Source organism: Acinetobacter sp. ACIN00229, from assembly GCF_016106645.1.
GTDB lineage: Bacteria > Pseudomonadota > Gammaproteobacteria > Pseudomonadales > Moraxellaceae > Acinetobacter > Acinetobacter oleivorans.
This window is the reverse complement of sequence record NZ_JADWOM010000003.1, coordinates 82704-102687: the sequence shown is the minus strand read 5'-3', so window position 1 is coordinate 102687 and position 19984 is coordinate 82704. Positions and strand designations below refer to the sequence as shown.

17 protein-coding genes are annotated in these 19984 nt (G+C 38.9%); 10 read left to right on the top strand and 7 right to left on the bottom strand.

The genetic code is table 11. From position 1 onward, the window contains the following. The first annotated feature begins 33 nt into the window (after positions 1–33). On the top strand, positions 34–1476 hold the full coding sequence (locus tag I7H67_RS03355) for a protein adenylyltransferase SelO (RefSeq protein WP_198307073.1): 1443 nt from the start codon (positions 34–36) through the stop codon (positions 1474–1476). A gap of 77 nt (positions 1477–1553) precedes the next feature. Then, entirely contained in the window at positions 1554–2135 is a 582-nt protein-coding gene (locus tag I7H67_RS03350; protein ID WP_198307072.1) for a L,D-transpeptidase family protein, read from the top strand. Between the two features lie 70 nt (positions 2136–2205). Here the strand turns inward: I7H67_RS03350 and I7H67_RS03345 are convergent, their stop codons facing one another. Together I7H67_RS03345 and baeS are read right to left on the bottom strand one after the other, a co-directional pair. Next, the gene (locus I7H67_RS03345) at positions 2206–2892 is read right to left on the bottom strand and encodes a response regulator (RefSeq protein ID WP_003655179.1); all 687 of its coding nucleotides are present in this window, start codon (positions 2890–2892) and stop codon (positions 2206–2208) included. A 21-nt stretch (positions 2893–2913) separates the two neighbouring features. Continuing rightward, positions 2914–4572: a sensor histidine kinase efflux regulator BaeS gene (baeS, locus tag I7H67_RS03340; RefSeq protein ID WP_044100323.1), complete on the bottom strand. Its 1659-nt coding sequence runs from the start codon at positions 4570–4572 to the stop codon at positions 2914–2916. Between the two features lie 132 nt (positions 4573–4704). Here baeS and I7H67_RS03335 point away from each other — a divergent pair, with 132 nt between their 5' ends. The 4 genes from I7H67_RS03335 (at position 4705) to I7H67_RS03320 (ending at position 9728) form a co-directional block, all read left to right on the top strand. After that, on the top strand, positions 4705–5082 hold the full coding sequence (locus tag I7H67_RS03335; protein ID WP_005309618.1) for a hypothetical protein: 378 nt from the start codon (positions 4705–4707) through the stop codon (positions 5080–5082). Positions 5083–5371: 289 nt separating this feature from the next. Beyond that, positions 5372–7174, top strand: a complete 1803-nt coding sequence (locus I7H67_RS03330) for an acyl-CoA dehydrogenase C-terminal domain-containing protein (protein WP_004789135.1) — start codon at positions 5372–5374, stop codon at positions 7172–7174. A 167-nt stretch (positions 7175–7341) separates the two neighbouring features. Then, positions 7342–9123 (top strand): acyl-CoA dehydrogenase C-terminal domain-containing protein, encoded by a 1782-nt coding sequence (locus I7H67_RS03325; protein WP_151988960.1) that lies wholly within the window; start codon positions 7342–7344, stop codon positions 9121–9123. Positions 9124–9245: 122 nt separating this feature from the next. Further along, on the top strand, positions 9246–9728 hold the full coding sequence (locus tag I7H67_RS03320) for a phosphate-starvation-inducible protein PsiE (RefSeq protein WP_004789131.1): 483 nt from the start codon (positions 9246–9248) through the stop codon (positions 9726–9728). A 49-nt stretch (positions 9729–9777) separates the two neighbouring features. Here I7H67_RS03320 and I7H67_RS03315 read toward each other — a convergent pair whose 3' ends face one another. Continuing rightward, complete coding sequence (locus I7H67_RS03315) at positions 9778–10164, bottom strand: RcnB family protein (protein ID WP_198307071.1); 387 nt, start codon at positions 10162–10164, stop codon at positions 9778–9780. Positions 10165–10328: 164 nt separating this feature from the next. Here I7H67_RS03315 and I7H67_RS03310 point away from each other — a divergent pair, with 164 nt between their 5' ends. Beyond that, positions 10329–10775, top strand: a complete 447-nt coding sequence (locus I7H67_RS03310; protein WP_004789125.1) for a hypothetical protein — start codon at positions 10329–10331, stop codon at positions 10773–10775. A 266-nt stretch (positions 10776–11041) separates the two neighbouring features. Here I7H67_RS03310 and I7H67_RS03305 read toward each other — a convergent pair whose 3' ends face one another. Together I7H67_RS03305 and znuD are read right to left on the bottom strand one after the other, a co-directional pair. Further along, positions 11042–12505 (bottom strand): phospholipase D family protein, encoded by a 1464-nt coding sequence (locus tag I7H67_RS03305; RefSeq protein ID WP_198307070.1) that lies wholly within the window; start codon positions 12503–12505, stop codon positions 11042–11044. Positions 12506–12580: 75 nt separating this feature from the next. Next, positions 12581–14632 (bottom strand): zinc piracy TonB-dependent receptor ZnuD, encoded by a 2052-nt coding sequence (znuD, locus tag I7H67_RS03300; protein WP_198307069.1) that lies wholly within the window; start codon positions 14630–14632, stop codon positions 12581–12583. 137 nt (positions 14633–14769) lie between these two features. Here znuD and I7H67_RS03295 point away from each other — a divergent pair, with 137 nt between their 5' ends. Further along, on the top strand, positions 14770–15534 hold the full coding sequence (locus I7H67_RS03295) for a DUF4184 family protein (RefSeq protein WP_192455234.1): 765 nt from the start codon (positions 14770–14772) through the stop codon (positions 15532–15534). 170 nt (positions 15535–15704) lie between these two features. Next, the gene (gene aspS, locus I7H67_RS03290) at positions 15705–17489 is read left to right on the top strand and encodes an aspartate--tRNA ligase (protein ID WP_004789117.1); all 1785 of its coding nucleotides are present in this window, start codon (positions 15705–15707) and stop codon (positions 17487–17489) included. Positions 17490–17554: 65 nt separating this feature from the next. On the opposite strand, the gene I7H67_RS03285 is transcribed toward aspS, so the two are convergent. Next, positions 17555–18583, bottom strand: coding sequence for a stealth conserved region 3 domain-containing protein (locus tag I7H67_RS03285; protein ID WP_198307068.1), 1029 nt, complete (start codon positions 18581–18583; stop codon positions 17555–17557). Between the two features lie 203 nt (positions 18584–18786). On the opposite strand from I7H67_RS03285, the gene I7H67_RS03280 reads away from it, so the two are divergent. Continuing rightward, on the top strand, positions 18787–19005 hold the full coding sequence (locus I7H67_RS03280) for a hypothetical protein (protein WP_004789113.1): 219 nt from the start codon (positions 18787–18789) through the stop codon (positions 19003–19005). Between the two features lie 39 nt (positions 19006–19044). Here I7H67_RS03280 and I7H67_RS03275 read toward each other — a convergent pair whose 3' ends face one another. Continuing rightward, positions 19045–19974, bottom strand: a complete 930-nt coding sequence (locus I7H67_RS03275; protein WP_151988955.1) for a lipooligosaccharide outer core biosynthesis glycosyltransferase GtrOC6 — start codon at positions 19972–19974, stop codon at positions 19045–19047. Between the last annotated feature and the right edge of the window lie 10 nt (positions 19975–19984).

Genomic DNA, 19984 nt, shown 5'->3' with positions numbered 1-19984 from the left:
AGTGAAATCCGCTCTCTCTATTTTGCCAAGCCCATGCAATTTAATCCGCTCTACCCTTCACTTCCTTCTAAATTATTCCATGTTCAGCAACCATCGCCTTTGCGTGGTGCAAAAGCAGGCCATTTCAATGCTGCTTTGGCAGATGAACTGCAATGGTCAGAAGACGAAAAAGATGCTTGGGTTGAAATCTGTAGCGGACAGCGTACTTTCTCTGAATTCCCTTCTCTGGCGATGGTCTATGCTGGCCACCAATTTGGACAATGGGCAGGACAACTCGGTGATGGTCGTGGCTTACTGATTGCACAAATACTCAATACAAAAGGTCAAACCATCGACCTACATCTCAAAGGTGCAGGTCCGACACCCTACTCAAGAATGGGAGATGGACGTGCAGTGCTGCGTTCCGTTGTCCGCGAATATTTAGCTGGGCATGCTTTAAATGCTTTAGGCGTCGCTTCTAGTCACGCAGTAGGGTTTACGACCTCTACTCAAGGGGTACAGCGTGAAAAACTAGAGTTAGGCGCAATGCTACTCAGAACATCTGAATGTCATATCCGTTTAGGACATTTCGAATGGATTAATCAATACGCTCCAGAGTTACTGTCAGAATTCACTCAAAAATGTATTGAATGGCATTATCCTGAGTGTCTAGAAACTGAAAATCCTATTTTATCTTTTGCAAAGAAAGTAATTGAGCGTACTGCAATCATGATTGCGAAATGGCAATTGGTTGGGTTTGCTCATGGCGTGATGAATACCGATAACTTAAATATTACTGGTTCAACACTTGATTTTGGTCCATATGGTTTTATGGAACGCTTCCGTCCGAACTGGATCAATAACCACTCAGATTACCAAGGTCGTTATACTTATCAAAATCAGCCAAGCATAGGCCATTGGAATTTATGGACTTGGTTAAATAACTTGATTCCACTTGCAGAACCTGAACAAAAGGATCAGTTCAAAGAAGAGTTAGCGCGTTGCTTAGAACAATTTGAACCGACTTTTATTGAACATTACACAACTGATTTATGTCAAAAAATGGGACTTCCCCATTTTCATAAAGACAGCCTTGATTGTAGTTTTAGTTTTTTAAAAATCTTACAAACCGAACAACTCGATTACACTCAGAGCTTTATCCGACTTCAAAATAAAGAATATAAAACTCTACGAGATGATTGCCTTGATATTCGACAGTTTGATGAGTTTCTTAGCCAATATCAAAGCATTCGTGAACATCAAGATACTTCTGAACTTGATGCAAACATGCAAAAAGCAAATCCGATTTATATTTTACGTAATCACATGGCTCAGCGTGCTATTGAAGCAGCGGAAAGAGATGATTTTAGCGAAGTAGACCGTTTGTTTAAGCTTCTTGATCAGCCATATACAAGACAACCAGAACTTGAACAACCACAAGATTTAGGCCCGTTACCAAGTGACGTACCAGACGTAGCTGTCAGCTGTTCTTCTTAATACTTTAAAAACTAAAACTCTCTTAAACCACTTTAGTAGTGGCTTAAGAGAGTTTTTTAAGCATCAAAGAATAATATATGAAAATTAGACCTATCATTATTTGTACACTTCTTATAGTTCCACTCGGAATCACTTTTTATAAATATGAAAAATATTTACCAACTTTTACGCCAAGCCATCAAGCGCTTTCAAATAAAGAAATTTTAGAGCTAATCAAGACAAAGCCCATCACCTCAATTGAAGTATTTAAAAGTCAACGCATACTTCTGCTCAAGAGTAATCAGGACGTGATTCGTCGTTATCCCATTCGTCTTGGCTTTAATCCAAAAGGACATAAACACTTTGAAAATGATGGAAAAACACCTGAGGGGGTCTATTCTATAGATTGGCGCAATTCACAAAGTGCTTTCTATAAATCATTGCATATTTCCTATCCCGATACGAAAGATATTGCTTATGCCAAGCAACATAATCAACCAACAGGTGGAGATATCATGATTCATGGATCAGTTCCAAAATCCTTTTTGTCTATGCCTTTTAGCTCGACTTATATGCCACATAAGGATTGGACATTAGGATGTATTGCGGTTAGAAATGCAGATATAGATGAGATTTGGCAATTCGTACCAAATCATACGAAGATTATTATTTATCCATAAATCTTTAAAACTATCCACATTTTCTGTGGATAACATTGTGGTTATCCACAGAATAACTTTCGCGAGTGTTTTACTCTTCAGGATATTCGAAGCGGTAACCTACACCATAAACAGCTTGAATCCATTCATGACGGTTACCAGTTTCAGCCGCTTCACTAATTTTTCGGCGCAAGTTTTTGATATGGCTGTCAATTACACGGTCGGCAACGTCAAAACTATCTGGATTAATATGATCCAATAATTGTGCACGTGAATACACTTGCCCTACATGCTCTAAAAATAGCTCAAGTAAGCGAAATTCGGTTGGCGTTAAACTCAATGATTTTTGTTGATACCAAATTCTTTGCTGAGCTTTATCAATTCGGAATGAATCATTTTGTTCAGGTTCTGCTTTACGCTCTAAACGGCGCAGAACAGCTTGTACGCGAGCAACTAACTCTTTTGGGCTAAACGGTTTACATACGTAATCATCAGCGCCCATGTTGAGACCTAATACACGGTCAATTTCCTCTGTACGGGCAGTGACCATAATAATCGGCAAATCAGACTGTTCACGAACTTTACGGCAAATGGTCAAACCATCCATTCGTGGAACCATTAAGTCCAAAACCATTAAATTAGGTTTACGTTGCTGGAAACTCGCATAGGCATCTTGACCATCATGAAACATACTTACTTCAAAACCAGCAGCTTCAAGATAATCACGCACCAAATGCGCTAATTCGACTTCATCTTCAACCAACATCACATGTTTCATGAGATATTTTTCCTTTTATATTTAACTCTGCTTTTTAAAAGTAAGTACACAACGTAAACCACCTAATGGTGAATGTTCAAAACTGAGTGTACCACCAAGCGCCTGCGCAATCTTACAAGACAAAGCTAAGCCCAGCCCTGTTCCACCTGTACTACGCGTACGCGAATCATCTACGCGATAGAAACGTTCACCTAAACGGGATAACTGCTCATCACTTAAACCATAAGGACTATCATCGACATATAACGTCCACTCTTGAGGAGTCTGACTTGTATGAATATGAATTTTGCCACCTGTTTCCGTGTAACGAATACTATTACTAATTAAATTAACAATAATCTGTTTAAAACGGTCACGGTCTAATAATAGCGGAGAACTTGTTCCTTCAACTTGAATTTCGAGACCAGCCTGCTCAAGTTTTGGTTTAAAGTTTTCAACTTCTTGTAGTACCACTTCCCATGGATTTACAGAACTCAAATAACACTTAAGCTGCTGAGCATCTGCCTGGGCCAAGTCTGCAAGGTCTTGGGTCAATTTTTTCAGACTTGAAACCTGACGCATCATTGCATCTAAATGTTCAGGGGTTGCTTTTCGAATCCCGTCTTGCATCGCTTCAATTTGTGCTTGTAATACAGCCAGCGGCGTTTTTAACTCATGAGAAGTATCTGCCACCCATTGACGTCGCGACTCTTCATGCTGATGTAAAATCTCTGCCAAATGGTTCAATTGAGTAGATAAATCACCTAACTCATCATTTCGCTTAATGACCACTTGGTGTTGATAATTTCCTTTGGTTAATTCATTGGTTGCATTTAATAAACGCTGAATTGGTTTTTTAAAATAAGTCGCCATCAATAGCGCTGCAACTAAACTTGATAGTAAGGTCAAAGCATAAATTAAGAGTAAATAACGCTTTTGATTACTAAAGAAATTAATACTCAAAGCATCTTCTTTATCTAAAACAGGTTTTAAACCTAAATATCCCACGACTTGATTGTTTAAGATAATCGGACGAAATGACATTTGGTCTGAAGAAGGCGGCTCACCTACAACAAACTGGTGCCGTGCATCATATAAAGATAAACGTGAGCTCAAACCTAAACGGTCGGGCAAAGCAATAAAACGCTTTTTACCATTTTGAGTTTCAATATCTTTTAAGCTCCCTTTCTTAGACTTATTTTTATCATCACTTGGGCGAAATTGGTTTGCGCTTAAGGGGAATCTTAATCCTTCAAAGGGTTGATATTGAGAAGGTAAATTTTGCTCAAGCGTTCTTAACTCTTCATCGCTAAAAATAGTATTTTTATTTGTCGGTGCAACTTGCGGCGAAATATTAATAAGGGCATGTTCATCGAAAGAATGCTGTTGTATGGCAATGTCATATTGACGACGAAGCCACCACTGCGAGAGACGATCGTAGTCATCAGGAGCCGCGGTTCCTTCGATTTGTAAAATCTGTGCCTGAATCGCATTACCCCAATCATGGTACACCGTATAGACATCGCCTAGATTGGTAATGAGTCGGTCAAGCTTCTGCATTTCAACGTCAGCCACGTATTTGGCAAAGTTCTTTTGCATTGTCCAGTGCAAAACGCTCAAGCTTGCAGTCGCAATAAGCAATGTGGTGAGCAAGACTGTCAAAAACAACCGTAATGCAATGGGAACACGTAGAACGTTCAAAAGCACTCTCTCATTTTTACGCTATATTTGGCATTGTAACCAACAACGAAAAGAAAAACTCTCCATTGTTTCTACATCTTTATTATCTAATCTTTAAGGCATCGGTAAACACAACATTAAAAGGCTTTAAATATGAAAATGACGGCAAAAATTGCATTATTCAGTGCGGCAATTGTAACAATGGGAAGTTTAGCGGCGTGTCAATCAACGACTCAACCGCCTAAACCTGAGCGTGGCATGATGCAAGATGGCCCACGTGAAGGCCACCACCGTATGAAACATCGTGAGTTCACACCAGAACAAAAAGCAGCATGGGAACAGCACCGTGCAGAACGTCAAGCTCGCTTTGAACAAATCCAAAAAGCATGTGATGGAAAGGCCAACGGACAAGCAGTAAATGTTCAAGTTGGAGATAAGACACTTGAAGGTACTTGTAACCTTCGTTTTGAACCAAAGCGCCCTCAACCACCAGTTAACGCCCCTGCTCCTGCATCAGCTCAAGCAAAATAATTCTAAAAATCATAAAACAAAAGGCGCCTATAGGCGCCTTTTGTTTATACATAACTGTTTACGATTTTGACTATTTGTATCATATAAACATAACCAAAAGTGTTTACACTCAAAGCACTTAGCTAGTTTAAGCATTTTTTTCTTGACTTTGCAGTCACAAAGTAAAGGTCCTGAGGTGCTTGTGCAGTTATGCAAGTTGTTGCACGATGTAATAGTCCAAGGTGCCTCATGGCACATTCTCATAGATTAAGATTATAACTCTGGTTTCACCAGTATTGAGGAACCCGATATGCCACAATACAAAGCGCCCTTACGTGATATGCAATTCGTTTTGCATGAATTATTAAATGCTGAAGAACACTATGCAAAATTACCTGATTTCCAAGGTAACGTAAGCCGTGAATTGGTTGATCAATATTTAGAAGCTGCGGCAGACTTTTGTGAAAATGAACTTTCTCCTTTAAACCAAGTTGGCGACCGTGAAGGTTGTACTTGGAATGATGGCGTAGTTACCACTCCAACAGGCTTTAAAGAAGCTTATCAAAAATATATTGAACTTGGCTTTCCGTCTTTATCAGCAGAAGAACAATACGGTGGTCAGGCTTTACCTAACTCTTTAGGTATTGCAATTTCTGAAATGGTTGGTACAGCAAACTGGTCTTGGGGTATGTACCCTGGCTTGTCTCACGGAGCTGTACGTACATTAGAACATCATGGTTCTGATGAACAAAAAAATACTTATTTACCAAACCTTGTTTCAGGTGTTTGGACAGGTACGATGTGCTTAACTGAATCTCATGCAGGTTCTGACTTAGGTATTATCCGTTCTAAAGCAGAACCAAATGCTGACGGTAGCTATGCAATTTCTGGCGAGAAAATCTTTATCTCTGCTGGTGAACATGACATGGCTGAGAACATCATCCATATCGTTCTTGCTCGTTTACCAGGTGCGCCAAAAGGTACCAAAGGTATCTCATTATTCATCGTTCCTAAATTCCATGTAAATGCAGACGGTACTGTGGGCGAGCGTAATGCGGTTCGTTGTGGTTCTATCGAGCACAAAATGGGTATTCATGGTAACGCGACTTGTGTCATTAACTTTGACCAAGCTAAAGGTTACTTAATCGGACCTGAAAACCGTGGTTTGAACTGTATGTTCACCTTCATGAACACAGCACGTATTGGTACTGCGGTTCAAGGTTTAGCAGCATCTGAATCATCTTTCCAAGGTGCGTTAACTTACGCAAAAGAACGTTTAGCAATGCGTTCGCTTTCTGGTCCTAAAGCTCCAGAAAAAGATGCAGACCCAATTATCGTTCACCCTGCTGTTCGTAACATGCTTTTAACTCAAAAAGCATTTGCTGAAGGCGGTCGTGCACTTGTTTACTTACTTGCTCAATATGCTGACATCGTTGAAAAAGGCGAAACAGAAGAAGAGCGTAAGTTTGCTGACAACATCTTGTCTTTATTGACTCCAATTGCAAAAGCATTCTTAACTGAAACAGGTTCTGAGTCTGCTAAGCACGGTGTTCAAGTCTTCGGTGGTCATGGCTTTATTTCTGAGCATGGCATGGAACAAATCGTACGTGATACACGTATTTCATGTTTGTATGAAGGTACAACCGAAATTCAAGCACTTGATTTGTTAGGCCGTAAAGTATTGCAAACTCAAGGCGCAATGCTAAAAGACTTTACCAAAATTGTTCACAAATTTGTTGAAGCAAATAAAGACAACGCTGCCATGAAAGAATTTGTTGAGCCGCTTGCAGCTCTTAACAAAGAATGGGGCGATCTCACTATGCAAATTGGTATGCGCGCAATGCAAAACCCAGATGAAGTAGGTGCTGCTGCTGTAGATTACCTCTACTTCTCAGGTTATATCACTTTAGCGTATCTATGGGCTCGTATGGCACTTGTTGCACAAGAGAAATTAGCAGAAGGTACGACCGATGTTGATTTCTACAATGCAAAAGTTACAACTGCTCGCTTCTACTTCAAGAAAATCTTGCCACGCGTACGTTCTCATGTAGACGTGATTGCAGGTGGTCTAGATCCATTGATGTCATTAGACGCTGAACATTTTGCTTTCTAACCATAGTTAATTGCGATATGCAATGTTAAAAAACAAAAAAGGACTGCTCAGTTTTGACGGTCCTTTTTTTATAAAATCAATGATAAATTTACACTTTAAATTCCATATCCATTTCGTTTTACAGGATATCTAGCACAGGCCAATGTGCACAAAAAAGGTGAACGATTATGCCAATTTACAATGCTCCTTTAGCTGATATGAAATTCATCTTAAATGATGTATTTAAAGCAGAACAATTTTGGCAATCTAATGAGAAACTCGCTCATGTAGATGCTGCAACAGCTGAAGCAATTTTAGAAGAAATGGCTAAATTTGCTCAGAACGTGACTCATCCATTAAACCGTACTGGTGATGAAGAAGGCGCTCGCTATGAAAACGGCGAGGTGTTCACACCAGCTGGTTTTAAAGATGCATTCCGTCAATATGCAGAAGGTGGTTGGATTGGCTTAGGTGCCGATGAAGAATGGGGCGGTCAAGGCATGCCAAAAATGCTCACCGTTCTTTCTGATGAAATGTTATTTGCAACTAACCCATCATTTATGCTCTACCCGCTTCTTTCTGTAGGTGCAGGCATGGCTTTAAACAGCTATGCATCTCAAGAACAAAAAGAAACTTACTTACCTAAGATTTATTCAGGTGAATGGTCGGGCACGATGTGCTTAACTGAACCACATGCAGGTACTGACTTAGGTATTATTAAAACTAAAGCAGAACCTAATGAAGATGGTACTTATAACATCACAGGTACTAAAATCTTTATCACTGGCGGTGACAACGATTTAGCAGAAAACATTATTCATTTAGTACTTGCTAAAACGCCAGATGCTCCTGCGGGTTCACGCGGTATTTCTTTGTTCATCGTGCCAAAGTATTTGGTGAACGAAGATGGTTCATTAGGTGAACGTAACCTCGTTGGCCCAGGTTCTATCGAACACAAAATGGGGATTAAAGCGTCTGCAACTTGTGTGATGAATTTTGATGCAGCAAAAGGTTACCTTGTTGGTAAAGAAAACGAAGGTCTTGCTGCCATGTTCGTTATGATGAACTATGAACGTTTATCTATGGGTATCCAAGGTTTAGGCGCATCTGAATTTGCTTATCAAAATGCAGCGCAATATGCGACTGACCGCTTACAAGGTCGCAGTGCAACTGGTGTTCAATCACCAAATAAACCTGCTGACAGCATTTTAGTCCATGGCGATGTTCGTCGTATGTTGTTAAACGTACGTGCAAACAATGAAGCATCACGTGCTTTTGCAGTCTATGTTGGCCAACAGCTCGATATCACTAAATTCTCAACTGATGCTGAAGCTGTGAAAAAAGCCAATAATCGCGTTGCGCTTTTAACACCAATTGCTAAAGCTTACCTCACAGATACAGCATTCCAAGCAACTTTAGATGCTCAGATGGTGTTCGGTGGTCATGGTTATATTCGTGAATGGGGCATGGAACAATGTATCCGTGATCTTCGTATTGCTCAAATCTACGAAGGAACGAACGGTGTTCAGTCTCAAGATTTAATTGGTCGTAAAACCATTAAATGTGGCGGTGCATTCATTGCTGAATACATCACTGAAATTCGTGACTTTGCAAATGACCTAGACACCGATTTGAACTTCATTAAAGATGCAACTTTAGATGCTGCAACTGAAATCGAAGCAATCACTCAGTTTATTATTGAACAAGCTGCTGAAAACGTAGACTTCCCGAATGCTGCTGCTGTTGATTATCTACATGCAGTTGGCTTACTCAGCTTCGCTTATATGTTTGCAAAAATTGCAGCGGCAGCAAAAGATAAGTCTGGTGACTTCTATCAAAACAAACTTGCTTTAGCTCAATACTTTGCTGATCGTATCTTGCCGGATATTGATGCACGTATTGCTAAAATTAAAGCGGGTTCTGACTTAATTATGGGCTTCAGTGAAGACTACTTTACGAACCAAGCTTAATTAAATTCTTTATGAAAAAGCGTCTGAATATTCAGGCGCTTTTTTATTTTGTATTTACTATTTCCATTGGCATGAAATTTGTTTAATTTCTAAACATTAAGAAACAAACAAAAGATCTTACTATGCCTGATCCTAAAAAGTACGAGCGAATACTTGACCGTTTTGGTCATTACGCCGTAGAAGCCTTCCACTATTTAGCCCTGTTTATTATTGGATGTATGGTGGCTTGGTCCGCAGCCAATACTGTTTTTGAAATTTTGACTGTCAAAAAGTATGCTTCAATTGATGATATTTTATTATTATTTATATACTTAGAACTTGGAGCAATGGTTGGAATTTACTTTAAAACCAATCATATGCCTGTACGCTTTCTTATTTATGTGGCGATTACAGCCTTAACCCGCCTACTCATTTCCGATATCCAACATGACCATAAAGCGGATATGGACCAAGTCATTATTACAGGCTCAATTCTTATTTTAGCTCTTTCTATCTTGGTTGTTCGTTTTGCATCTTGGAACTATCCATCAGTGATGAAAGAGAAACATGCAAAAACACCAACACCTTTAAAGCCCCCTCAGCCTCAAGATGATGAATTAGCATAAAAAAAATGGCCTCAATATTGAGGCCATTTATATATTCTATATTTCAAAATTAACGGACACGATAAATTTGGTGTTTTGAGTCTACGAGTAAATATTGGTTAGGTGTTTTAACCCAACGGTATCCACGTGGTGGCTCATACAAACGATGCGATCTCCAGTCTGAAACATAATAGCGACTATTGCGGTATTCTGCTGGAACACGATCACCACGTTTAAATGCTACATATCGACCATAGTGCTTACTGCGATCGGCATTTGACCACTGTGGAGCAGCACGATGATCATTTCGATAGTCATGACGGCGGTCATCACGGTGCTCATATCGATCATAGTTTTTACCATGATTATTATCCCAACGATGACTTGTATCAGCCATCGCAGTAGCTGACATACCCAACATTAATGTTGAAAGTACAAGAACGATTGGCTTTTTCATGACCTATTTCCTTTTATCTTGATCTGAAGCTAGATTAAAAGAGAGTCAAGGAGAAACCATGAATAAAACAGCTTTGATTGATATTGTTTGTAATGACTATAAAGAAAATATGAAGAATCTGTATCTGTGCTACCATTACCATTTTTCAAACTAGGTCAATTGCTGTGTCTGAAATCAGTTTTGAACGTCTTCATCAATTTTTTTGCAAAGTCCCAACCGTACAAGAAGCCCGCATCATGGCTCATGGAGCAGACGGCGAACATGCTTGGTGGTTTAAGTTCAGTATTGATGTAGAACATCCGCTAGCATGGCAAACAGTTCAAGAATTAGGACATGTTTTAAACTATTTATCGACGAATGAACGTCTACCGACTTTATTCTTCCCCGTTTCACCACCGCCATACATGAACGGTGAAGCGAAAGACTTTTTATCGTGGATTATTCAGTGTAACCATCCTGAATTTAACCCAGATGTGGTCTGTGACTGGCTTGAGGCACGTTTACCAAATCCTGTAGATGATGAGTCGCAGTGGAAAATTAAGACTGATTTGAGTGAATTAGAAAAGTTAGATGATAAGACTTTGGATCAGTTGATTCCTCCAGCGCCTTAAATCGGACTTATGGCACAGCCTTTACTTACAGTGATGTTCTAATGTCTTTTGTATAGGCTAATGCCTCACTTTTGAGAGGTCAAAAGTGACAAAAACCTTTGTTTCACTGATGTTGCTTCCGTGCAACACAGTGAAACGGCGACATCCATGTCGCCAATCACGTTGCCAATTTTGTACAAAATCATGGCAACGAATAAGTTCCAAGTTTAGAATCAATTAGGACTCCGTCGTGAAGATAGAGCCTCAAGCTTTATATAAAGCTAGGCTTAGAAAGTCGACAAACCTGACCATTCCATAAAACGATAAATCCAATACTTCACTTTAGACTCATCTGCATACTTCGCGTAATCCACGCTCATTTGTCTACCTTGTAGATTTGACCAAGAGGTATTGAAGTAATCTTGCGCATCTTTAAAGACTTGATCTTGAACTTTACCCACAACCAACATATCCGTTTCAAGGTTGTAATTTTTTAAATTACGGGCTGTAAAATTAGCAGATCCTACAATTAATTCAGCTTGTTGGGCGTTATATTTCAAAATCATTTTGCTATGGTTCTGCTCACCATGTGTGTCACACCAACGGATTGGAATGCCCACAGCATGTAACTCTGAAGCAACTTGCCGGTTAGGAATACCATTCTTTTGTCGACCAAATGCATCTTTATTTGGATCAAGTAAAACTCGAACAATAACCCCTCTATCTTGAGCACTTTTTAGAGCCTGAATAATCTTGCGTTCAGATAAATAGAACATACTTAAATCAAGATGCTCTTTCGGCTTAGCTGAGTTAATCAATTTCAATACAGATTGATAAATCGCCCCTTCAGTTAACACCTGAACTTGAGGTTTGGTTACGTCTTTTTCAAAGTCACCTAAAATGAGCGATGGAGAACTACTACCTGACATTCGCGCAACCGCGGCTTCAGATTGTAAAACATCTGCCGCTGTCGCTCCTGTTACAACTAATGCAACATTTGAGTGTCTAGAACTACCATCATGTGGATTTGCTGAAGTCACCAGTGACTTCCAACCAGTATCGGTATCGACGACTACAGTTTTACGGTGATTCGCCTTAAAGTTAAATAAGTTCAAATAACTGCGCAGTGTAATTTTTTCATCACCGAATGGATTCGGCAACCAGCCTTTCTCAGGGTTATTTCCAACATTCTGACAGCAGATATACCATAAGCCTGACCAGAACGGATTAGAAGCACGTAAAGGAGCTAAATTGGTTTCAATCACATCAACCCCTGCTTGACGTAACTGACGATAGTGTTCAGGGCTTAAACCACCATATACTGAGTTAATCGGGTCAGTAATTAATACAATCTGGATTTGGCGATTTTGTCTTTTTTTACTGACTAATGCATCGGTTAACTCTTGCATTAATGGCCTTTGTTTCAGTTTTGAGTCACCCACTTCTGAATTAAACAAGAACATATCAACCACAACTGTGGTTTTTGCCTCATCAATCATTTTCAAGATTTCATCAAAGATATGCTGATCAACCTGTTGTTGCCCTTTTGCATCAAGGTAGGTTTTATCTGCTAAAAATTTGACATCGGCATGTCTAAGCTTGCCACTAAAGTTAATCCCTTGCGGCAATGGTTTTACTGTGTGATAAATTGCCGATGCAATATATGCAATAGCAACAACGCAAAGTAATATCGCCATATAACGACGCCCTGACCAATTTATTTTTTGATGAATTCGTTGAAAAATACGCATAAAAAAGACCTAACTTGATGCTTTCAAATTAGGTCTTTTGGATTGATTTTTCAAGTTTAGTTTCGTGTTAAAGCCTTAAAAACTAAAATCAACACCTACCGTAAAATTGCGTCCAACTTGTGGAATATTTGATAAGAAAGATGCATGTTGATAAACCGTGTCATCTAACAAGTTATTCGCTTTCATATAAACACGATAATCTGTTTTTGCACCATATTGCCCAGAATATGCCACCCCAAGATTGAGCATGTTATAGCCTTCAGTTTCGGTCTCGTAAGCTGCGATCTTGTCTTGGTTAAAGACATGATAATACTCAGCAGAACCACTAAAACCATCACCAAAATCTGCATCGACTTTAGTACCTAAACGTCCTGCTGGAATACGCGGGGCATTACCTTCTGCATCAATTTTACCGCGCACATAGTCACCAAAAGCACTGATCTTGTACATTGGTGTAATTTGATAACCAATTTCACCCTCTGCACCATAGAAGCGTGCTTTATCTTGAGTATATTGAACTAAACGGAAGTCTTTATAACGGTCAAGGGTTTGCGCATAGATGTAGTCATCAAACCAGTTATGGTAAACATGAAGATGGTAATCAAGTTTGTTATTATCAAAATGCAAACCTAACTCAACATTATTCGATTTTTCCTTACTGAGTTGATCATTTCCTAACTCATAAGTATTTGTCGCAAAGTGCCCACCATTTGCATATAACTCTTGAGCTAAAGGTAAACGTTCCTGATGTGAAGCGACAAAAGAAAGTTTGTAGTTCGGTGCAAATTCCCAGTTTGCAGCACCTGCATAGGAAAATGCCGAGCCATCAAAATCTTGTTTAGACTTATCGTCTACATCAACTTCTTGCTGATCTGCACGTGCAGAAAGCTCAAAGTGTACGTCTTTCCATTGCTTATGTTCTAAAGCAAATACGCTCCACTTTTTGGTAGTGGTCGGTGCCATAAATGCTTCTTCGCCAGTTAAATTCAGTTTTTGCTGGCCTAACTGTGCACCGATCACCCCTTCCCAACTTGCAATTGGGTTATGTACTAACTCAACACGCCCATCATAGCCTTTGTTTTGGAATCGGGTTGCAATTGCTCCCTCTTCAATTTCATCATGCTGATAGTCAGTATAGCTCGCTTGTGCACGTAACTTTTGGAAACCCGCAAACGGATCATTTAACTCAGTTTTAAAATCATAGCGCTCCGATTTTAAGTCAATCCACGGGCCGCCATGTTCGTGATCATGAGCTTCTTCATCACTATGACCTGCATGATCATGATCTCCACAATGCAAGCTCAGATCATCTACATGGCAGGTTTCATATTCATGACTATGCCCCGGTAAGCCATATTGATCGCGACGGTTACTATAAGAAATACCCGTATAACCACGGTCATAAATCCAAGATAACCCGACGTTAACTGAATCACCCTGAGCAAAAGTGTTGTCTACACGGCGCTCTTTTTCACCTTCATGAATGTAATTTGGCGCAATGTAGTTATTTGCATCACGTGTTAACCCCTCAACACGTAAAGCAACTTGGCTACCCAAGCCAACAGTTACTCCAGCGCTCGCCAGTTTTTCATCACTTCCAGTGTTATAACGTAAGCCAACTTGTCCTTCATAACCGTTTTCAGGCATTTGCGTAGGGATCTTGTTATCAATTACGTTGACTAAACCGCCAACTGTTCCAGCACCAAATAGTAAAGTTGAAGGGCCTCGAATCACTTCCACTTGCTTCGCAAGCACTGGATCTACAGTTACTGCATGGTCAGGAGACAACGTCGAAACATCAATATTTTCTGATGAATTTTGGAGTACTTTAACGCGTGGTCCATCTTGTCCACGAATCACTGGACGACTCGAACCAGCCCCAAACTGATTAGCATAAATTCCTACTTCACTACTCAACGCATCCCCAATGGTGGCAGCCCCTTGCGATAAATGCTTTTGATCAACAACAGTATCTGCAACAGCAAAATCTTGTGAAGTTTGCTCAAGTGGATGAGCCTTAATTCGAATAGTTTCTAACTTTTCAACATTTTCACTTTCTGCTGCAAACGAAGGAACGGATATGACAGCTAAAATGGATATGGTCAAAATATTTTTATAAAACTGCATTGGATGTGTCCCGGATCACGATATGTTTTATTTTTGTTATATTATAACATTTCGTTTGTTTTGCAATAAAAAACATTTCTGATTCGACGATTCGTTAGACTGGTCAACTAAATGATGTGAGTAATTTTTGATTTCTAATGCCTTTTACCATCTCTCATGCCGTTATAGCTCCTCCCTTATCTAAGCTTAGCCAAAACACTTTACCGGTTGCTGCGTTAGCCATTGGGAGTATGACACCCGATCTTTACCGCTTATTTACAGTTCAGTCCAGCATGCTGACGCACCAATGGAAAGGTCTGATTTATCCCAACCTTGCATTAGGCCTCGTCTTTTGTGCAGTTTGGTATTTTCTTTATCGTCCAGTGGTGTACCGTTTTTTTGGTGTGCAACATGATCTTGGCCTCAGCTCTTTAAAACGTATTTTTATATTTTTTATTGGCGTTATATTTGCACTCATTGTTGGTATTGCAACTCATCTCATTTGGGATGGCCTTACCCATTCTGACTTTAGAACTTTTATATTTAAAGAATTTTTATCACAAACCGTTCATTTATTTGGTCATCCCTACCCTTTGCATCGTCTTTTACAACTTGGCTCCTCTGCTCTTGCCTTACCTTTTCTTGGTTGGATGTGTATTCACTATTACCAGCGCTACAAACAACACTGGAAAGTAAGTAAAAAAATTAAAATTTACGCGTGGTCTCTGCTTATTCTATCTACAGTCTTAGGTTTATTTTCATTTTGGGATTATGCACGTTACATACCCCATGAAGTTTGGCACGCCGATACCTATTATTTTACAGGCCGTTCTATCAACGAGTTTATGCAAGGTTGGTTAAGTACCTTTAGCTTAGGATGCTTATTATTCTTGTTTTTAGATCGGCAACAAAGAATGGGATGAATCAGAAAATTTGCTGCCAAATTGCTCATTTTCAGGTTAATTTCCGCGGTTTTTTGATCTAGTTCTTGTGGCAAACCATGCAACAGGGCATAATCGAAAACTTATTTTTTTGACGGTGCGCGGTTTACGCATCCGTCTTTTCAGCCAATATAGTTTGGATATTTTTCATCATGATGCGAACTCATTACTGTGGCTCTTTAACTGAAGCCCAAATCGACCAAACCGTTACACTATGCGGTTGGGTACATCGTCGCCGTGACCATGGCGGTGTTATTTTCCTTGATATGCGTGACCGTGATGGTCTCGTTCAAGTGGTTATTGACCCAGATACTCCAGAAGCATTTGCAACTGCAGATAAAGCACGTTCTGAATATGTATTAAAAATTACAGGTCGTGTTCGTCGCCGTTATGAAGGTACTGAAAATGCCAACATGGTGAGTGGTCAAATTGAAGTTTTAGGTAAAGACATCGAAGTTCTTGCCGCTTCAGAAACACCTCCATTCCCTTTAAATGATGAAAATACCAATATTTCTGAAGAAATTCGTTTGAAATATCGTTTCTTAGATATTCGTCGTCCTGAAATGTTGGATCGTTTACGCTTCCGTTCTAAATTGACCAATCTTATTCGTAACTATTTCGAAGATAATGGTTTCTTAGACGTTGAAACACCTATTTTGACACGTGCAACTCCTGAAGGTGCGCGTGACTACTTAGTACCAAGTCGTGTACAAAATGGTAGTTTCTATGCACTTCCACAATCACCACAATTATTCAAACAATTGTTGATGGTGGGTGGTATTGATCGTTACTACCAAATCGCGAAATGTTTCCGCGACGAAGATTTACGTGCTGACCGTCAACCAGAATTTACTCAAATCGACGTTGAAACATCGTTCATGAGTGACGATGACATTATGGACTTAATGGAAGTCCTTACTGTGAAAATGTTCGATGAACTTCTTGGCGTTAAATTCGATAAATTTCAACGTATGACTTACGCAGATGCAATGCGTGACTATGCATCAGACAAACCTGATATGCGTATTCCGTTGAAACTCGTTGACGTTGCAGACTTAATGCAAGAAGTAGAGTTCAAAGTATTTGCTGGTCCTGCAAAAGATCCTAAAGGCCGTATTGTTGCTTTACGTGTTCCAGGTGCAGCATCATTGCCACGTAGTGCAATCGATGAATACACTAAATTCGTTGGCATCTATGGTGCAAAAGGTTTGGCTTACATCAAAGTTAATGAACTCGCTAAAGGAATTGAAGGCCTTCAATCTCCAATCGTGAAATTCATTGAACCGATCGTACTTGAATTGTTAGCACGTGTTGGTGCGCAAGATGGCGATATCGTATTCTTTGGTGCTGATAAAGCTAAAGTTGTAAATGATGCAATGGGCGCGCTTCGCGTGAAGATTGGCCATGATTTGAATCTTGCAACTTGTGAGTGGGCTCCACTTTGGGTTGTTGATTTCCCAATGTTTGAAGAAACTGACGATGGCAAATGGACTTCTGTTCACCATCCATTCACTCTACCAAAATCAAGTGTAGAAGAAGTGAAGAGCAATCCAGGTGAAGCACTTTCTGTTGCTTACGACATGGTATTGAACGGTACTGAAGTTGGTGGTGGTTCGCTACGTATTTATACATTAGAAATGCAAAAAGCAATTTTCGAAGCGCTTGGTATTTCTGATGAAGAAGCAGAAGAGAAGTTCAGCTTCTTATTAAATGCTCTTCGTTACGGTGCTCCTCCTCACGGTGGTTTGGCATTTGGTCTTGACCGTTTAGTGATGTTAATGACTGGCGCGACTTCTATTCGTGACGTTATTGCATTCCCTAAAACGAAGACTGCTGAATGTCCACTTACTCAAGCACCAGCTCCTGTTGAAGCAAATCAGCTTCGTGACTTGGGCATCCGCTTACGTGAGAAGCCAAAAGCTGAAGAATCTAAATAATTTTTAGATTCTCAAATTAAAAAACCCTGCTTATGCAGGGTTTTTTAATCATTAATTTTCAAATTTTAATGGGATATTTCTTTTTCAAAACTTGAGAGTGTTTTAAATTTTTGATCAAAAATTTGAATGATTTCTGTTTTAAGCTTTTCAAAATCGACCACGTGTTCATCGTCATTTAGACAAATTTGTGGAAGTTGTTCATTCTTAATAACCTCATTAATCTCAGGAAGATTTTGTAGCCTTAAGTTAAAGTTTTGTCCACGCTCAAATATATTGACAGGATAAAAACGGGATGAGCACAACTGCCACAATCGAAACAGATACTGATTAACGTCTAAAGGCTGTCTAAATCGATGACTTGATACTTCATTTAAATAAGCTTCTTCAGTTTTCCAAACTTCTTCAAATACTGATTTCAAAAAAGGTTGAGGCAAATGAGTACTATAAAAACTTGAAAATTTTCGATTATATAAACTTAAAAAATTACCCAAATTACTACTCATAGAATAGCGATAGTTAAAAAGTGCATAGGGATTTTTATGGAGTAATTTTCGCTTATCAAAGTACTTATTAATAATCGCAACATCAGTCAGGGCAACGGCACCTAGAAAGTTCTCTTCACCTACAACCATAAGTGGCTGTAAACGCACACCATCACAAGGTAAACCATTTCTAAAAAAGAACTCAGGCTCTAAAGGCCTATTGATAAAAGTATCATCATTAAAATAGACAAAATGCTCTGCTAGTCCCTCAATTTTATGAATATTGATTTCAATAGCATGCGAGTTAAATGTCGGTAAACAGTTTGATTCCATGATTTGATCATGTGTGACCAAATTTAACTTAGGATGATTTTTGACTAAAAATTCAGGGAAATGACCACAAGTCACCAGATGGATCTTTCTAACCCACGGGCAAAATTTCTCAACAGATCGGAACCAGTAATGAAGATTATTCCAGTCGCGATAGCGGCATTGATCAACAAGTTCAACCGCCTTTGTTTTAGTTTCTTTAGATTTATAATATATGTATTGTTGCTGCCATTTCGTATCGGTTGAGTCCACCCAAATCATTACAAAATCAACAGGCTGCATTAAACATATATCCAAATAAGTACAGAAATTTACTAGAAAATCTCAGATAAAAAATGGAATTCAAGGTTTATTAATGTTAATAAAAATTCACAATTTATTCATAATTTTAATTTTTCTACACAATTGAGGCAATTTAGACTCTATTGAGATGAGAGTGGGCAAATGGCATAATATCACCACTTTTTCTCCCTTGGTGATTCATTATGGCAATGCGCCCTGATGTACGTCGACATGCTTTAATCGTAATTGTATTCTCTCTTGCGCAGTGGTTTTTCATGCGCTATATCCTTGCAAATGAATTATTTAACATCACTACAAATCAACGTATTCTTTATTTCTGCGTAAGTAGCTTAGCAGGTGCATTGCTTATTTTTGTTGCGCTGATTTATATGGTTTTAAAAGGAAATGCGGATAAAAATTAATATCCGCCTCCCCTCATAAAATTTAGATAATCCTAAAATTTATTTCCCAATATAGTTATCGCATAACTGTATCAATTCCGGATGTCTGTCATGCTGATGGACAATAGGAATGATCTTTTGGTTACGATTAATAATAAGACCTTGATCATTAATCGTAATTTGATCTATTGGATATAATCCAAGAGTTACAATAATAGACTCAAATGGCTGACAGCGAGTTACATCAGCTAAATCATTGGTAATTAATAATTTATTGTGCATTGCCTGATCATAAATTCTTTCAGACATTTTTTGATATGGCTGTTTGCAGAACTCTTCAATCATTTTATTAATATAGACTTTAATCGAGTTCATATCTCCAATTGTGACGCCTGAGCACGAAACCTGCTCATCTTTTGCACTATTATAAAAACTATCTCCATACGCATCGATAATCCATTTTTGATTATATTGTTCAGTGCCTATCGTATAATCTGGATTTTCCATACCAACAAAGAGTCCTTTGCCGAGATCTTTAAAAGGATTACCCTGAAAAAAAACGTCTCGTACATCGCTGAGCAGCACATGTGAAGCATCAGGATGACTTTCTACAACTTCTTTATATTCAAAAAAGCGACTCACATGCGGATAGCCTGTGATTTTAAGTGCTTTTATTTTTGAATCAGGAACTGCTTCATTTACAGTTAATCCAATAATTTTCTTAAGAATATTTTTTATAAACTTAAACTTGTAAATACCTGAGTATTTTGACTTCGATTTAAATTTCCCAATCGTTGAAACTTTAAATTCAATTTTAAAATTTTTGATATCTGAAAATGCATTAACAAACTCAGGCATTTGCTCTTTATAGATAATTAAAGTCAAAATGCCATCAAAGTCTGTCTTTTCCAAAGAATATACAAAAGAAGAAATGAGGTCAGCGCTGTATCCAGTTGCTGACCCAATAATAATATTTTTTTGCTTAGTCATAAAATTAGTA

Excerpts from the sequence above, each read along its gene's own strand:
- I7H67_RS03355 (WP_198307073.1), top strand. The coding sequence starts at position 34 with ATGCAATTTAATCCGCTCTACCCTTCACTTCCTTCTAAATTATTCCAT.
- I7H67_RS03350 (WP_198307072.1), top strand. The coding sequence starts at position 1,554 with ATGAAAATTAGACCTATCATTATTTGTACACTTCTTATAGTTCCACTC.
- I7H67_RS03345 (WP_003655179.1), bottom strand. The coding sequence starts at position 2,892 with ATGAAACATGTGATGTTGGTTGAAGATGAAGTCGAATTAGCGCATTTG.
- I7H67_RS03335 (WP_005309618.1), top strand. The coding sequence starts at position 4,705 with ATGAAAATGACGGCAAAAATTGCATTATTCAGTGCGGCAATTGTAACA.
- I7H67_RS03330 (WP_004789135.1), top strand. The coding sequence starts at position 5,372 with ATGCCACAATACAAAGCGCCCTTACGTGATATGCAATTCGTTTTGCAT.
- I7H67_RS03325 (WP_151988960.1), top strand. The coding sequence starts at position 7,342 with ATGCCAATTTACAATGCTCCTTTAGCTGATATGAAATTCATCTTAAAT.
- I7H67_RS03320 (WP_004789131.1), top strand. The coding sequence starts at position 9,246 with ATGCCTGATCCTAAAAAGTACGAGCGAATACTTGACCGTTTTGGTCAT.
- I7H67_RS03315 (WP_198307071.1), bottom strand. The coding sequence starts at position 10,164 with ATGAAAAAGCCAATCGTTCTTGTACTTTCAACATTAATGTTGGGTATG.
- I7H67_RS03305 (WP_198307070.1), bottom strand. The coding sequence starts at position 12,505 with ATGCGTATTTTTCAACGAATTCATCAAAAAATAAATTGGTCAGGGCGT.
- znuD (WP_198307069.1), bottom strand. The coding sequence starts at position 14,632 with ATGCAGTTTTATAAAAATATTTTGACCATATCCATTTTAGCTGTCATA.
- I7H67_RS03295 (WP_192455234.1), top strand. The coding sequence starts at position 14,770 with ATGCCTTTTACCATCTCTCATGCCGTTATAGCTCCTCCCTTATCTAAG.
- aspS (WP_004789117.1), top strand. The coding sequence starts at position 15,705 with ATGATGCGAACTCATTACTGTGGCTCTTTAACTGAAGCCCAAATCGAC.
- I7H67_RS03285 (WP_198307068.1), bottom strand. The coding sequence starts at position 18,583 with ATGCAGCCTGTTGATTTTGTAATGATTTGGGTGGACTCAACCGATACG.
- I7H67_RS03280 (WP_004789113.1), top strand. The coding sequence starts at position 18,787 with ATGGCAATGCGCCCTGATGTACGTCGACATGCTTTAATCGTAATTGTA.
- I7H67_RS03275 (WP_151988955.1), bottom strand. The coding sequence starts at position 19,974 with ATGACTAAGCAAAAAAATATTATTATTGGGTCAGCAACTGGATACAGC.